15 protein-coding genes are annotated in these 14,946 nt (G+C 40.1%); 12 read left to right on the top strand and 3 right to left on the bottom strand.

Annotation, left to right across the window (positions count from 1 at the left end):
* Positions 1 to 193 precede the first annotated feature (193 nt).
* From trxB to infA, 4 genes are all read left to right on the top strand, one after another.
* Entirely contained in the window at positions 194 to 1,144 is a 951-nt protein-coding gene (trxB, locus tag AC1HJP_RS11405; RefSeq protein WP_138482380.1) for a thioredoxin-disulfide reductase, read from the top strand.
* Positions 1,145 to 1,224: 80 nt separating this feature from the next.
* On the top strand, positions 1,225 to 1,944 hold the full coding sequence (aat, locus tag AC1HJP_RS11400; RefSeq protein ID WP_480361928.1) for a leucyl/phenylalanyl-tRNA--protein transferase: 720 nt from the start codon (positions 1,225 to 1,227) through the stop codon (positions 1,942 to 1,944).
* On the top strand, positions 1,937 to 2,644 hold the full coding sequence (locus tag AC1HJP_RS11395; protein WP_480361927.1) for an arginyltransferase: 708 nt from the start codon (positions 1,937 to 1,939) through the stop codon (positions 2,642 to 2,644). The genes aat and AC1HJP_RS11395 overlap by 8 nt, the downstream gene beginning before the upstream one ends.
* A 95-nt stretch (positions 2,645 to 2,739) precedes the next feature.
* The gene (gene infA, locus AC1HJP_RS11390) at positions 2,740 to 2,958 is read left to right on the top strand and encodes a translation initiation factor IF-1 (RefSeq protein ID WP_058029687.1); all 219 of its coding nucleotides are present in this window, start codon (positions 2,740 to 2,742) and stop codon (positions 2,956 to 2,958) included.
* A gap of 150 nt (positions 2,959 to 3,108) precedes the next feature.
* On the opposite strand, the gene clpA is transcribed toward infA, so the two are convergent.
* Both clpA and clpS read right to left on the bottom strand, forming a co-directional pair.
* Positions 3,109 to 5,376, bottom strand: a complete 2,268-nt coding sequence (gene clpA / locus AC1HJP_RS11385) for an ATP-dependent Clp protease ATP-binding subunit ClpA (protein ID WP_480361926.1) — start codon at positions 5,374 to 5,376, stop codon at positions 3,109 to 3,111.
* 29 nt (positions 5,377 to 5,405) lie between these two features.
* Positions 5,406 to 5,723 (bottom strand): ATP-dependent Clp protease adapter ClpS, encoded by a 318-nt coding sequence (gene clpS / locus AC1HJP_RS11380; protein WP_138482388.1) that lies wholly within the window; start codon positions 5,721 to 5,723, stop codon positions 5,406 to 5,408.
* A 200-nt stretch (positions 5,724 to 5,923) separates the two neighbouring features.
* Between clpS and cspD the strand changes: the two genes are divergently transcribed.
* The 8 genes from cspD (at position 5,924) to AC1HJP_RS11340 (ending at position 14,404) form a co-directional block, all read left to right on the top strand.
* Positions 5,924 to 6,142: a cold shock domain-containing protein CspD gene (gene cspD / locus AC1HJP_RS11375; RefSeq protein WP_138482390.1), complete on the top strand. Its 219-nt coding sequence runs from the start codon at positions 5,924 to 5,926 to the stop codon at positions 6,140 to 6,142.
* Between the two features lie 320 nt (positions 6,143 to 6,462).
* Positions 6,463 to 8,685 (top strand): NADP-dependent isocitrate dehydrogenase, encoded by a 2,223-nt coding sequence (locus tag AC1HJP_RS11370; RefSeq protein WP_480361925.1) that lies wholly within the window; start codon positions 6,463 to 6,465, stop codon positions 8,683 to 8,685.
* 117 nt (positions 8,686 to 8,802) lie between these two features.
* Positions 8,803 to 9,444, top strand: coding sequence for a pseudouridine synthase (locus tag AC1HJP_RS11365; protein ID WP_480361924.1), 642 nt, complete (start codon positions 8,803 to 8,805; stop codon positions 9,442 to 9,444).
* An 87-nt stretch (positions 9,445 to 9,531) separates the two neighbouring features.
* Positions 9,532 to 10,632, top strand: coding sequence for a tRNA 2-thiouridine(34) synthase MnmA (gene mnmA, locus AC1HJP_RS11360; protein WP_058029681.1), 1,101 nt, complete (start codon positions 9,532 to 9,534; stop codon positions 10,630 to 10,632).
* On the top strand, positions 10,632 to 11,234 hold the full coding sequence (gene hflD, locus AC1HJP_RS11355) for a high frequency lysogenization protein HflD (RefSeq protein WP_480361923.1): 603 nt from the start codon (positions 10,632 to 10,634) through the stop codon (positions 11,232 to 11,234). The genes mnmA and hflD overlap by 1 nt, the downstream gene beginning before the upstream one ends.
* A 39-nt stretch (positions 11,235 to 11,273) precedes the next feature.
* Positions 11,274 to 12,644 carry an adenylosuccinate lyase gene (gene purB, locus AC1HJP_RS11350; protein ID WP_480361922.1) on the top strand — a complete coding sequence of 457 codons (1,371 nt, stop codon included), beginning with the start codon at positions 11,274 to 11,276 and terminating at the stop codon, positions 12,642 to 12,644.
* A 62-nt stretch (positions 12,645 to 12,706) separates the two neighbouring features.
* Complete coding sequence (locus AC1HJP_RS11345; RefSeq protein ID WP_480361921.1) at positions 12,707 to 13,858, top strand: JmjC domain-containing protein; 1,152 nt, start codon at positions 12,707 to 12,709, stop codon at positions 13,856 to 13,858.
* Between the two features lie 87 nt (positions 13,859 to 13,945).
* Positions 13,946 to 14,404, top strand: a complete 459-nt coding sequence (locus AC1HJP_RS11340; RefSeq protein WP_480361920.1) for a GNAT family N-acetyltransferase — start codon at positions 13,946 to 13,948, stop codon at positions 14,402 to 14,404.
* Here the strand turns inward: AC1HJP_RS11340 and AC1HJP_RS11335 are convergent.
* Positions 14,388 to 14,819, bottom strand: a complete 432-nt coding sequence (locus AC1HJP_RS11335) for a DUF4826 family protein (RefSeq protein ID WP_480361919.1) — start codon at positions 14,817 to 14,819, stop codon at positions 14,388 to 14,390. The two genes, AC1HJP_RS11340 and AC1HJP_RS11335, sit on opposite strands and share 17 nt — an antisense overlap.
* Positions 14,820 to 14,946: the final 127 nt, after the last annotated feature.

The following is a 14,946-nucleotide window of genomic DNA, read 5'->3' as shown; positions in this document are numbered from 1 at the left end:
ATCAAAAAAATATTATTAGGTCATGAATTTCTGATAAAACATCGATTTTTGGATGTTTTTTTCAACAAGTACAGATTATTTGACACCTTTTAAATTTATTAATTTTCAATATTCCTAATTTATTTTACTTCTCACTTGTTTTACATAGAATCGTCCTCACTTCGTTAAAAAGATAATTGATTAGGAATACCTCATGAGTGATGCAAAACACTGTAAACTTTTAATTTTAGGCTCAGGCCCTGCAGGTTATACTGCTGCAGTTTATGCTGCGCGCGCAAATTTAAACCCTGTGCTAATTACTGGTATGCAGCAAGGTGGTCAGCTAACTACAACGACTGAAGTTGAAAATTGGCCTGGTGACGCACACGGCTTAACTGGTCCTGCATTGATGGATCGTATGAAAGAACATGCAGAACGTTTTGAAACTGAGATCGTTTTCGACCATATCAACAAAGTAGACGTTACAAAGCGTCCATTTACGCTGACAGGCGATCAAGGTACATACACTTGTGATGCACTTATCATTGCTACTGGTGCTTCAGCTAAGTATTTAGGCCTTGAATCTGAAACAGCTTTCCAAGGTCGTGGTGTTTCTGCATGTGCTACATGTGACGGTTTCTTCTACCGCGGCCAAAAAGTAGCGGTTGTTGGTGGTGGTAACACTGCTGTTGAAGAAGCTTTGTATCTTTCTAACATTGCAGATGAAGTTCATGTTATTCACCGTCGCGACTCATTCCGCAGTGAAAAGATTTTGTCTGACCGTTTAATGGAAAAAGCAAAAAACGGTAACGTCACGCTTCACTTTAATCGTACTTTAGATGAAGTAGTTGGTGATGAAATGGGTGTAACTGGCATCAAAATTAAAGATACTGACTCTGATAATGTTGAGCAACTTGATTTAGCTGGTGTGTTCATTGCAATCGGTCACAAACCAAATACTGATATGTTTGAAGGTCAACTTGAAATGAAAGATGGCTATTTAGTAGTTCAGTCAGGTCTAAATGGTAATGCAACACAAACTTCTGTTGAAGGTGTGTTTGCTGCTGGTGATGTATCCGATCACATCTATCGTCAGGCAATTACGTCAGCTGGTACTGGTTGTATGGCAGCACTAGATGCTGAGCGCTTCCTAGATAACCAATAAATTTCAGACCTGGAGGGTTGTTTAACCCTCCGCTTTCACTTTAAGATGTTTTTCATTAACAAATACGATTAATTTCTTAAATGACACCACGCCTATACCAGTTATCAGCTGGAACAATCGATTTTCCTTCACCAAGTTTGGCTTTAAATGAACCTGATGGTTTACTTGCTATCGGAGGCTGCCTTACGCCTGCAAGGCTGAACCTTGCATACAAGTCAGGTATTTTCCCTTGGTTTAATGAAAAAGAGCCCATCATGTGGTGGTCCCCAAATGAAAGAGGTGTGATTGAACTGAATGATTTCCATGTCAGTCGTTCATTGAAAAAAGTGGCAAGAAGAACAAAACCTATAGTTACTGTTAATAAAGCATTTGAAACTGTCATCAATGCCTGCCGAGAGCAAAGGTTACATGCAGAAGGCACCTGGATAAACCATCAGATGTTAGCTGCTTACATTGATATGCATAAATTAGGTCTTGCACATAGCCTCGAAGTCTGGGATCAAAGCAATAATCTGATGGGTGGACTTTATGGGATTATGAACTCGGGGGTTTTCTGTGGGGAGTCTATGTTTTTCGATCAAGCAAACGGTTCAAAGTTAGCCATGTGGGCGTTAGTTAATTGGCTTAAAAAACACAACGCCCATTTTGTAGATTGTCAGTTGGAAAACCCCTATTTAACCACTTTAGGTGCAAAATTAATTTCAAGGTCTGAGTTTTTAGCTAAACTTAAGTTAGCTCAGAGCTTTGAAATACCCAGTTCGATGTGGAAACCACAGGTATTGGAAGAGATTTATGACTGAACATTTTCCTTCAAAGATTGGATTAAGCCAACAGTTTGATTGCAGTTATTTACCTGACAAACAAGAACAACTGCTCGTGATTCTTGATAGTCAATGCTATAACGCAGCACGCTTTCAAGACTTATTAGAATTGGGTTTCAGACGCAGTGGTGATCAAATTTATCGCCCTCATTGTCCGAGTTGTCATGCCTGTGAGTCAATGCGCCTTCCTGTTAAAGATTTTGTGCTATCAAAATCACAAAAGCGAAAGCTAAAAACAGCTAAAAGCAATTTCCATATTAAGGTGAGTGATAAAGAGCAATCAAATTATTATCCTTTATATGAAAACTATATTAATCAAAAGCATCATGACGGCACCATGTTCCCTCCAAACCGCCTACAATATGAAAGCTTTTTATTTTGTAATTGGTTACCAGTTACCTTCATTGAATTATGGGATAAAAATAAACTCATCGCCGTTGCTGTCACAGATACTATGCCAAATTCATTGTCTGCGATTTATACCTTTTATCACCCGGACTATGACAAGTTTAGCCTTGGTGTTGTGATGATTTTGCTTCAAATAGAATTCGCACTCGATTCTGGTCTTGATTACGTCTATCTCGGTTATCAAATTGATGAATGCAGAAAGATGTCTTACAAGTCTCAATTTAAACCTGCAGAGCGTTTTATATCGGATGTTTGGCAATTGAAGCTGTAATTAAATTAACTAATTTCCCCCCTTACCTTTACTTATTGTGTGGTTTTCGGCAAAATCTGCTGCGTTAATCTAATCAAAGAGGTGTTACGCTACACATGGCGAAAGAAGACGTAATTGAAATGCAAGGCACAGTCCTTGATACTTTACCAAACACAATGTTCCGCGTTGAACTTGAAAACGGCCACGTAGTGGTTGCTCATATTTCTGGTAAAATGCGCAAAAACTACATTCGTATTTTAACAGGCGATAAAGTAACTGTTGAAATGACGCCATACGATTTAACTAAAGGTCGTATCGTTTTCCGCGCGCGTTAATTACGCCGTGATTGTAAAGCGTATTGGTTAAATTCATTCGTTTTACTTTAACGCATCAGTGTGATTTCACTCTATGTGTTAAATAAAAAAGCCTAGCTTAGCTAGGCTTTTTTAATGTTTCATAAAAGGTGTGTTTACACTCTTTCACTCTTAAGCTTCAGCCATTTCAACATCGTATTGGAAGTTAAGTTTATTGCTCTTCAGGCCCACTTTAACAGTGCCACCTTCGGCTAACTTGCCAAACAGGATTTCATTAGCAAGCGGCTTTTTCAATTGCTCTTGAATAACACGTGACATTGGTCTTGCACCCATTGCCTTATCGTAACCTATATCAGCTAACCACTCTCTTGCTGCTGCTGTAAGCTCAAGGTTCACAGATTTACGATCAAGTTGCGCTTGAAGTTCAACTAAGAATTTATCTACAACTTGTAAAATGACATCTTTATCTAAATGGTTAAACCAAATAATGTTGTCTAAGCGGTTTCTAAATTCTGGTGTGAACACCTTATTAATCTCAACCATCGCATCGTGCGAATGATCTTGCTGCGCAAATCCAATTGACTGACGAATCGTTTCTTGAACACCCGCATTCGTGGTCATGACAAGTACAACGTTTCTAAAATCTGCTTTGCGACCATTGTTATCAGTTAATGTACCGTGGTCCATAACTTGTAGCAAAATGTTGTAAATATCAGGGTGCGCTTTTTCAATCTCGTCCAGCAGCACAACAGCATGTGGATGCTTAATCACAGAATCAGTCAGTAAACCGCCCTGCTCATAACCAACATAGCCTGGAGGCGCACCGATTAATCGGCTAACCGCGTGACGTTCAGAATACTCTGACATATCAAAACGAATAAACTCCACGCCCATACATTTTGCAAGTTGCTTTGTTACTTCTGTTTTACCAACACCGGTTGGACCTGCAAACAAGAAAGAACCAATTGGCTTGTCTTCATTTGAAAGGCCTGAGCGAGACAATCTAATTGCAGAAGTTAATGCATCAATTGATTGGTCTTGACCAAACACCAACATTTTTAAGTTTCTGTCTAAGTTTTTGAGTGTTTCTTTATCACTTGAAGACACACTCTGCTGCGGAATACGCGCAATTTTAGATACAATCTGTTCAATATCTGCAACATTGATGGTTTTCTTACGTTTAGATACTGGCAGCAAACGTTGGTTTGCCCCTGCTTCATCTATCACATCAATGGCTTTATCTGGTAAGTGACGCTCGTTGATATATTTCGCACTCAATTCTGCAGCCGCACGAAGTGCTTTTTGGGTATAACGAATACCATGGTGATCTTCGTAGCGGTCTTTCAAACCCATTAAAATCTTTGTGGTGTCTTCAACACTTGGCTCGAGTACATCTATCTTTTGGAAGCGACGAACAAGTGCTCTGTCTTTCTCAAAGATATTTTTAAACTCGTTATAAGTTGTTGAACCCATACATCTTAATTGGCCACTAGACAGTAACGGTTTAATTAGATTCGAGGCGTCCATTACACCACCCGATGCAGCACCTGCACCTATGATTGTATGGATCTCATCAATAAACAGAATTGAATGTGGTTTAGCTTGTAGCTCTTTTAAAAGGGCTTTAAAACGCTTTTCAAAATCACCGCGATATTTAGTACCCGCTAATAAGGCGCCCATATCAAGTGAATAGACCACCGCATCGGCAATCACATCGGGTACTTGCTCGTTTACGATTCTATAGGCAAGCCCTTCTGCAATCGCGGTTTTACCAACGCCAGCTTCGCCTACAAGTAAAGGATTATTCTTTTTACGACGACATAAAACCTGTACTGTGCGTTCTACTTCTTGATCTCGGCCTACTAATGGATCTAACTGTCCGGCTTGTGCCATCGCGTTCAGGTTAGTTGTGAAGTTTTCAAGTTTAGTCTTCTCTTCACCTTGTATGTCGTTTGAATCATCACTATTGATATCTTCGTGATCATCTTCATGATGCTCGTCATCTGACTTAGCCACACCGTGAGAAATGAAATTCACTATGTCTAGGCGGCTAATATCACTTTTTTTCAGTAGATAGACAGCTTGACTTTCTTGTTCAGAAAAAATTGCGACTAATACGTTAACACCTGTAACTTCGGTGCGCCCAGATGATTGCACATGAAACACTGCCCTTTGTAAAACACGCTGAAAACCTAGCGTCGGCTGCGTTTCTCTATCATTTTCACTTTCAGGTAATAATGGTGTTGTTTCATCGATAAACTCAGAAAGCTCTCGTTTGAGCGTTTCTGTATCAACACCGCATGCGCCTAATGCTTCACCTGCTGATGGGTTATCTATTAATGCAAGTAATAAATGCTCAACAGTCATAAATTCGTGACGACGTGTTCTTGCCTCACGAAACGCTGCATTTAAGGTAATTTCAAGATCTTTGTTTAGCATAAGCAACCCCCAAACGAGATTTATATCGGTTATTCCTGCTCACAACTACATAGCAGTGGATGTTCATGGTCGCGAGCGTAACGATTTACTTGTTCCGCCTTAGTATGTGCAATATCTGAAGGATATAAGCCACATACTGCCTTTCCCTCGTGATGCACGCGCAGCATCACGTCAGTTGCTTTTTCGCTGTCCATATTAAAAAACGTCATTAATACTTCGATTACAAAGTCCATTGGAGTGTAATCATCATTATTTAAAATGACTTTATACTTTCGAGGTGGGCTTAGCTTTTGCTTTTGCTTCTCTCTAACTGTATCGATTACACCAGAATCTTTAATACCACTCATAATAAAATATAGTCTTGTGTTGTTAACTCAAGCAAACTTGAATTGAAAAATAAATTTTTTGTTAAAAATTTGTCTAAAAGCCTTGACTGATTGCTCAATTAAACTACAGTCGTTATTAGATTGTCTAATCTATGGGCAGTCTAGCAAATTATAAAGTTTAGATTAACTAAATTAGTCAACTTATAGAAGGATGTGGAAGTATGGCTTGCGGAAAAGTCAAATGGTTCAATAACGCCAAAGGGTTTGGTTTCATCGTAGAAGACGGCAGTGAAGAAGATATCTTCGCCCATTACTCAACGATTGTGATGGATGGATACAAAACACTTAAAGCCGGTCAAGATGTAACCTTCGAGTTGCAACAAGGTCCTAAAGGACTTCATGCAACGAACATCGCTCCTAGAGAGACTGAACTCGCTTGATGTTATTATCTCATTAATAAAGCGGGTTTTAACTCGCTTCACCCCCCTTCTTATTTATTTCTCTTCTCCACTTTAAATTTTTAAATTAGCCCATATATAAATTGCTTGTTAAACTAGTGTCTGTTTTCAGGCTTGTTAGTTATGCCTATTTAGGTTTACCCAATTATTTTGATTAACCTTTAAGATGTCACCGCCAATGGTGCATATAGACTTTTAGAGTAGTTATAACTATCAAACTTGCTATATAAAGTTGCCTTAGGCAACATAGCATTCCCATTGCGTTTTGATAGGCACGCTGTGCCCCTGATCTAGGAATGATAATGACATCTAAAATTATATATACAAAAACTGACGAAGCACCGGCTTTAGCTACATACTCGTTGCTTCCAATCATTCAAGCTTACACTAATGCTGCAGGCGTTGAAGTTGAAACTCGTGATATTTCACTTGCAGGTCGTGTAATTGCAAACTTCCCTGAGTTTTTAACTGAAGAGCAGCGCATTGGCGATGCACTTGCAGAACTAGGCGAATTAGCTAAAACACCAGAAGCAAATATCATCAAGCTTCCAAATATCTCTGCGTCAGTACCTCAATTAAAAGCGACAATTAAAGAGCTTCAAGAAAAAGGTTACGCACTGCCTAACTACCCTGAAGAACCTAAGTCTGATGAAGAAGCAGCTATTAAAGCAACTTACGACAAAATCAAAGGTTCTGCAGTAAACCCAGTTTTACGTGAAGGTAACTCTGACCGTCGTGCACCTGCTTCTGTAAAAGCATATGCACGTAAAAACCCACACTCAATGGGTGCATGGGCTGCAGACTCACAATCATACGTAGCTAGCATGACTGATGGTGACTTCTTTGGTTCTGAGCAATCAACAACTGTAGAAAATGCTACTGACGTTCGCATCGAACACGTTTCAGAGAATGGCGACGTTACTGTACTTAAAGCAAGCACACCTCTACTTGCTGGTGAAATCATCGATGCATCACGCATGCGCGCAGCTGACTTACAAGCTTTCCTAGAACAAGAAATCAATGCAGCTAAAGAGAAAGGTGTACTTTTCTCTCTACACATGAAAGCTACGATGATGAAAGTGTCTGATCCAATCATCTTCGGTCACGCTGTAAAAGTATTCTACAAAGATGTATTTGCTAAACATGGCGAATTATTTGAAGAGCTAGGTGTTGATGTTAACAATGGTCTTGGCGACGTTTACGCTAAAATCGCACAATTAGACGATGCAAAACGTGCTGAAGTTGAAGCTGACATTCAAGCTGTTTACGCTGAGCGCCCAAGCATTGCTATGGTTGATTCTGATCGTGGTATCACAAACCTACACGTGCCGAGTGATGTGATCATCGATGCGTCTATGCCTGCAGCTATCCGTACAAGCGGTCAGATGTGGAATGCGGACGGTAAACAACAAGACACAAGCTTTGTTATTCCAGATCGTTGTTACTCTGGTGTTTACCAAGCAACTATCGACTTCTGTAAGAAAAATGGTGCTTTCGACCCTCGTACTATGGGTACAATTCCTAATGTTGGTCTAATGGCTCAAAAAGCAGAAGAGTATGGCTCACATGATAAGACATTTGAAGCGGCTTCTGCTGGTACAATCCGCGTAGTAGACACTGACGGTAACGTACTTCTTCAACATGACGTTGCACAAGGTGATATCTGGCGTATGTGTCAGGTTAAAGATGCGCCAATCAAAGATTGGGTAAAACTTGCTGTTAACCGTGCTCGCGCAACAAACACACCTGCTGTTTTCTGGTTAGACGAAAACCGTGCTCACGATGCGCAACTAATCAAGAAAGTAAACACTTATCTAGCTGATCACGATACTGCGGGCCTTGAAATCCTTATCAAAGCACCAATTGAAGCAACAGAATACTCTCTTGCTCGCATGAAAGACGGTCAAGATACGATTTCAGTAACTGGTAACGTTTTACGTGACTACCTAACTGACTTATTCCCAATTCTTGAACTGGGCACAAGTGCGAAAATGCTTTCAATCGTTCCGCTAATGAACGGTGGTGGCTTATTCGAAACAGGCGCTGGTGGTTCTGCACCTAAGCACGTTCAACAGTTCGAAAAAGAAAACCACTTACGTTGGGATTCTTTAGGTGAGTTCTTGGCACTTGCTGCATCTCTTGAACACTTAAGCCAAGTAAATGGTAATGCTAAAGCACAAGTTCTTGCTGATACACTAGACGCAGCGACTGGTAAATTCCTAGATGAAAACAAGTCGCCGTCTCGTAAAGTTAACGAACTTGATAACCGTGGTAGCCACTTCTACCTATCTCTTTACTGGGCACAAGCACTTGCAGCTCAGTCAGACGATGCTGAGCTACAAGCGTTGTTCGCGCCAATCGCTGAAGAGTTAACTTCACAAGAGCAAACAATTGTTGAAGAACTTAACGCTGCGCAAGGCGTAAGCAAAGATGTTGGCGGTTATTTCCAGCCAAATGATCAACTTGCTTTTGCAGCTATGCGTCCAAGCGAAACTTTCAATGCAGTGTTAGCTAAACTAGCTTAATTCTAAACTGAATGATTAAGGGCATCTTTTGATGCCCTTTTTTATAGGTATTTTACTTAGTAGCAAACATATAATTTGCTATTATGCACACATCAATGTTTTTACCTCATATAACCAATGCAAAATCGCGCGCCTAATCGCAATAACAAAACATTCCAAAAAAAACCTCATCACAAAAAACCATTTAATAAAAAACGCGTGGTCAAAGAAGCGCTTCCTGCAGATCAAGTTAAAATTGTCCTTTTTAATAAACCTTTTGATGTACTTTGCCAGTTCACCGATGATCAAAACCGTGCAACTTTGGCAGACTACGTAAAAGAAAAAGGCGTATATGCAGCAGGTCGATTAGACCGAGACAGTGAAGGATTATTACTCTTAACAAATTGCGGAAAATTACAACACACTCTAACGAATCCGAAAAAAGACACAGATAAAACTTACTGGGTGCAAGTTGAAGGTGTGCCGAGTGATGAGTCAATTTATGCACTGAATAAAGGCGTCGAATTAAAAGATGGCCTTACTAAGCCTGCAAAAGTCAGAATTATTAACGAACCAAATATTTGGCCTCGTAATCCACCAATACGAGAACGCAAAAATATTCCAACTACTTGGCTTGAAATTACCATTTCTGAAGGAAAAAACCGACAAGTTCGCAGAATGACAGCCCATATTGGTCACCCTACACTTCGCTTGATACGCTATCGTATTGGAAAATACACCCTTGATGGCATTAACAATGGCGAATATAAAGTGCTTTAGCGTTAAACGCCAACTTAGGATTCAGCCTCTTAAAATATCGTGCTATACTCACGCCTTTCAAAATCATAGAGATTAACAGCAAAAAATATGAGCGATAATAGTCAGATTAAAGTCATCGTTGGTATGTCCGGTGGTGTAGATTCTTCAGTTTCAGCTTACTTATTAAAACAACAAGGCTATCAGGTAGAAGGCCTGTTCATGAAGAACTGGGAAGAAGATGACAATGACGAATATTGTGCTGCTGCTGAAGATCTTAAAGATGCACAAGCTGTCTGCGATAAGTTAGGTATTGAGCTTCATACCGTAAACTTTGCCGCTGAGTACTGGGACAACGTATTTGAGTATTTCTTAGAGGAATACAAAGCGGGCCGCACGCCAAACCCAGACATCATGTGTAACAAAGAAATCAAATTCAAAGCTTTTTTAGAGTTCGCTGCACAAGCACTCGGTGCAGATTACATTGCAACTGGTCATTATGTTCGTCGTGAAGAGCGCGATGGCAAGTTTGTGATGCAACGTGGTCTTGATGACAACAAAGATCAAAGCTACTTCCTTTATACACTTAGCCACGAGCATATTGCACAAACGCTATTTCCGGTAGGTCAAGTTGAAAAGCCTGAAGTACGTCGTATTGCTGAAGAACAAGGTTTAATTACACACGACAAAAAAGACAGTACCGGTATCTGCTTTATTGGTGAGCGCAAGTTCAAAGACTTCTTGCAAAAATTCTTACCGGCGCAACCAGGTAAAATTGAAGACACTGACGGTCATGAAGTGGGTGAACATGAAGGTTTAATGTACCACACATTGGGTCAGAGAAAAGGCCTATTAATCGGTGGTATGAAAGAAGGCAGTGGCGAGCCTTGGTATGTAGTTGACAAAGACGTAGAGCGTAACGTGTTAATTGTTGGTCAAGGCAAAAACCACCCTCGCCTATTTAGTAACGGCCTTAACGCAAATCAATTACATTGGGTTGACCGAGTTGGACCAAAAGGCACAACACGTTGCACAGTAAAAACCCGTTATAGACAAACTGACATTCCATGTACTTTGTTGGTTGGTGAAGACGGTATGGCAAGGGTTTTATTTGATGAGCCTCAAAAAGCAGTAACCCCTGGTCAGTCAGCAGTATTTTATGCTGATGACGTCTGCTTAGGTGGCGGTATCATCGACTCGGTGATCAAATAATGTCGACAAGTTATGTTTTACCGCTGGCGGCCATGTGTCAGATCAGCAAACTTGTTCAAAAAACAGCAAAATACGGCCAGTTTAATGAAGCGGAAGTCAGTACTTTTTTAAAAAGTATCGTTAACCTGAACCCAGCTCACCCAGAAGACGTCTATGACGACAAATGGGTGATCAAAGACGGTTATAAAACGCTTATTCAACAGCTCTCCCCAGAAGGCGAAAAAGATGTTGAGCTGGTTAAATATGTTGGCAGTTTGATGCAACTAGAACGTGCACTTTCAGCTAACCCCAAAGCGTTAGATGAGCTGGCAAGTCGCTTGAATCAAGTTGAAAGACAACTATTACATTTTGATATTTGCGACAGCACCATAGTTGCTGCTTTTGCTGATATTTACAGCCAAGTACTGAGTCCCCTTGGACAAAAGATTCAAGTATTTGGTCAACCAGATTTATTAAAACAACCAAGTTACCAACATAAGATCCGAGCACTGTTACTAGCTGGCATTCGTAGTGCCGTGCTTTGGCGCCAACTTGGTGGTAAGCGACGTCAATTTTTCTTTGGCAAAAAGAAAATTATCGAAATCGCTAAAAATAGTATTTAAAGAAATCGTTCAAACAAACCAATTAGTTTAGGAGAAATTATGGAGCTTTCAGCGTTAACCGCTATCTCTCCAGTGGATGGCCGCTATGGTAGTAAAACTACTGAATTGCGTGGCATTTTCAGTGAGTTCGGCCTTATCAAGTACCGCGTAACTGTTGAAGTACGTTGGTTACAAGCCCTAGCTAAAGCACAAGGTATTGATGAAGTACCAGCTTTCAGTGACGAAGCAAATGCGCTTTTAGACAGCATTGTTGACAACTTTAGCGAAGCAGATGCTGCGCGCGTTAAAGAAATCGAGCGCACAACGAACCATGACGTTAAAGCGGTTGAGTATCTTCTAAAAGAGAAAGTTGCAGATAATGCAGAATTAAATGCAATCAATGAATTCATTCACTTTGCATGTACGTCTGAAGATATCAATAACCTGTCTCACGGTTTAATGTTAGCAGAAGCGCGTGACAAAGTACTTTTACCTTACTGTGATGAGCTACTTGCAGCAATCAAAGCAAAAGCTGTTGAGTACAAAAGCGTACCTATGATGACTCGTACACACGGTCAGCCAGCTTCTCCTTCAACAATGGGTAAAGAGTTTGCAAACGTGTATGTTCGTTTACAACGTCAACGTCAGCAAATCGCAAACGTAGAATTACTAGGTAAAATCAATGGTGCTGTAGGTAACTACAATGCGCACTTGAGCGCGTACCCTGATTACGACTGGCATGCGCATGCAGAGCAATTCGTAACAAGCCTTGGCTTAACTTGGAATGCATTCACAACGCAAATCGAACCGCACGATTACATTGCTGAGTTATTCGATGCAATCGCGCGTTTCAACACGATCTTATTAGACTTCGACCGTGACGTTTGGGGTTACATTGCACTAAATCACTTCAAGCAAAAAACAATTGCTGGTGAGATTGGTTCATCAACTATGCCACACAAAGTTAACCCTATCGACTTTGAAAACTCAGAAGGTAACCTAGGTCTAGCTAACGCAATTTTTGCTCACCTAGCGCAAAAACTGCCAGTATCTCGCTGGCAGCGTGACCTAACTGACTCAACAGTTTTACGTAACCTTGGCGTTGGTATGGGCTATACACTGATTGCGTACCAAGCAACATTAAAAGGTGTAAGCAAATTAGAAGTAAATGCTGATCGTCTTCTAGAAGAGCTAGATCAAAACTGGGAGCTGCTTGCAGAACCAATTCAAACAGTTATGCGTAAATACGGTATCGAAAAGCCGTACGAGAAACTTAAAGAGTTAACTCGTGGTAAACGTGTAAACCAAGAAATCATGGCTGATTTCATTGATGGTTTAGAACTACCAGAAGCAGTTAAAGCTGAAATGAAGTTAATGACGCCGGCTAACTATATCGGTCGTGCTGAAGCATTCATTGACGAATTAGTGTAATTAGACACAAATTTAGTTTATAAAGCGAAAGGGTTTCCTTTCGCTTTTTTTATGGAAAAAATATGTTTGATTTAAAAATTAACGCATTAACTCACGCCGAATTTCTAAAAGAGTATTGGCAAAAAAAACCGTTATTAATCAAAGGTGGTTTTGCTGATTTCGCAGATCCGATTGAGCCTGAAGAATTAGCGGGTCTTGCCATGGAAGATGACATCGAGTCTCGTCTTATCACAAACCATGACGATAAATGGGAATCTTACCATGGCCCATTCGAAGACTTTTCATTATTAACAGAAACTAATAGTACCCTACTTGTTCAAGCAGTGGACCATTGGCACCCTGTTGCTGCTGAATTGTTGGAGCCATTTCGATTCATTCCGAACTGGCGAATTGATGACTTGATGATCAGCTACTCAACCCCTGGCGGCGGTGTTGGACCCCACCTTGATCAGTATGATGTGTTCATTATTCAAGGTGAAGGTAAAAGACATTGGCGCGTAGGCATGCCTGACACAAACCTAAAAGAGTTTGCACAAAATAAGAGTCTCCTACAAGTTGAGCAATTCAATGCAATCATTGACGAGGTCCTTGAACCCGGCGATATTCTTTATATTCCACCGGGCTGCCCGCATGAAGGCTATGCCGTTGAGAATGCATTAAACTACTCTGTGGGCTTTAGAGCGCCTGACACTAAGGATTTCTTAAGTAATTTTGCAGATTACTTAATTGATAATGAGCTCGGTAAAACACACTATTCTGACAAAACACTTACACTCAGAGAATCATCTGGCGAGCTCAAAAACGATGAAGTCGAGCAAATCCAAAACTTAATGCTTGATGCAATTCAAGACAAAGATGTTATTAAACGTTGGCTTGGCAATTATTTAAGTCAACCTAAGCATGATATGGATTTATTGCCATTAGATGAACCAATCTCATCAGATGAGTTAGCTAACTACTTATCATCACAAGTAATTAACAGAGCAGGTGGTGTTAGAACCTTTTACCAATTGCTTGAAGACTCGATACTTCTCAGTGTAAACAGTGAAACTTTCTCACTACCAATCAACATGTTAGATGCTGCCAAATTACTCACAGACTTAACCTATTTTGAAGCTGACCAAATTATTCTTTCAATTACATGTTTGGATTTTGCTGAAATGTTAACTAAGCTTATTAATGAAGGTTACTACTTTATCCAACAAGAAGAATAAAGATCCTGTATGTGCAAGCAAGCCTGACAATTAATTACTTTGAGTGCCAAGGCTTGCACATTTGATTTGAATCTTACTGGAGGACACATGGTTTACCATGTAACTAAAGTTAATTGGTTTGAGCAACAAACGTTATTAACTGAGCTAAGAGAAAAAGTATTTGTCTATGAACTGAACTTACCAAAAAAAGTGGAGTTCGATTCACTCGATAAAAAATCTGAACACGCAATCATTTATGACGACTCTGATACACCCGTTGGTACAGGTAGGCTTTGTCCCAATGGGTTAATAAGTCGCGTTGCCATTGTTAGTCAACACAGAAATAAAGATGCCTTCTATTCAATCCTAAATTACTTAGTTGTTATTGCTAAAGAAAAAGGCTTAACTAATATTTTTATCAACTCGGTACTTGAAGAGGTACCAGCTTTTGTCGACTACGGCTTTTCTAAAAAAGGAGGGGTGTTTATGGAGGCTGGCATTCCAAGGCAGCAATTATACTGCCCTGTAAATGACTTTAATGCAGAACCTTTTACGATGCTACATTAGCCCAAAGCTGTTCGTTCTCAAATAACTCGTAAATGCCATGCGCTCTGTTTACAAGCAAGTTTGCAAAGTCAACTTGAGTTTTGTCGATTGGTTTACTTGCCATAATCCCATCAGCCTTCAGTTGCCACTGAAATGAAAAGTGACGTAACACATCTCTTGCATTTTCTGCTGCACTAATTTGTACTGCATCAGTAGGTAAACGGCCTGTTATAACCCAATAAGTGTTGCCATCATTGCCTTTTATTTTCCAAACGGCACACAGTGGTGGAAGGATCCTACATTCCTTCTCTAAAATGCTAACAGGCAGTACACCTTTGTCTGCCAAAAACTTTTGTGCATTTCCTAAACATTCTCTTTGCCACTGATTAACTTGCGCTTCAGTCAGTTCAACCGGTGCTTTATTTTCTTCAGACATGTCGTTTTCTCATAATTTTTCTTGCTGTCACTCTACTTCCTAACAACATCTTGTCAACATATGTAGGCCCAAAAATTTATTTATTGATTTATTTGCACAAAAAACATTCATTACGGAGCTTGTCTAT

This window comes from Pseudoalteromonas sp. NFXS53, assembly GCF_056629255.1.
Note: the sequence above shows the minus strand (reverse complement) of the source record. Positions and strands in the feature narration are given on the sequence as shown.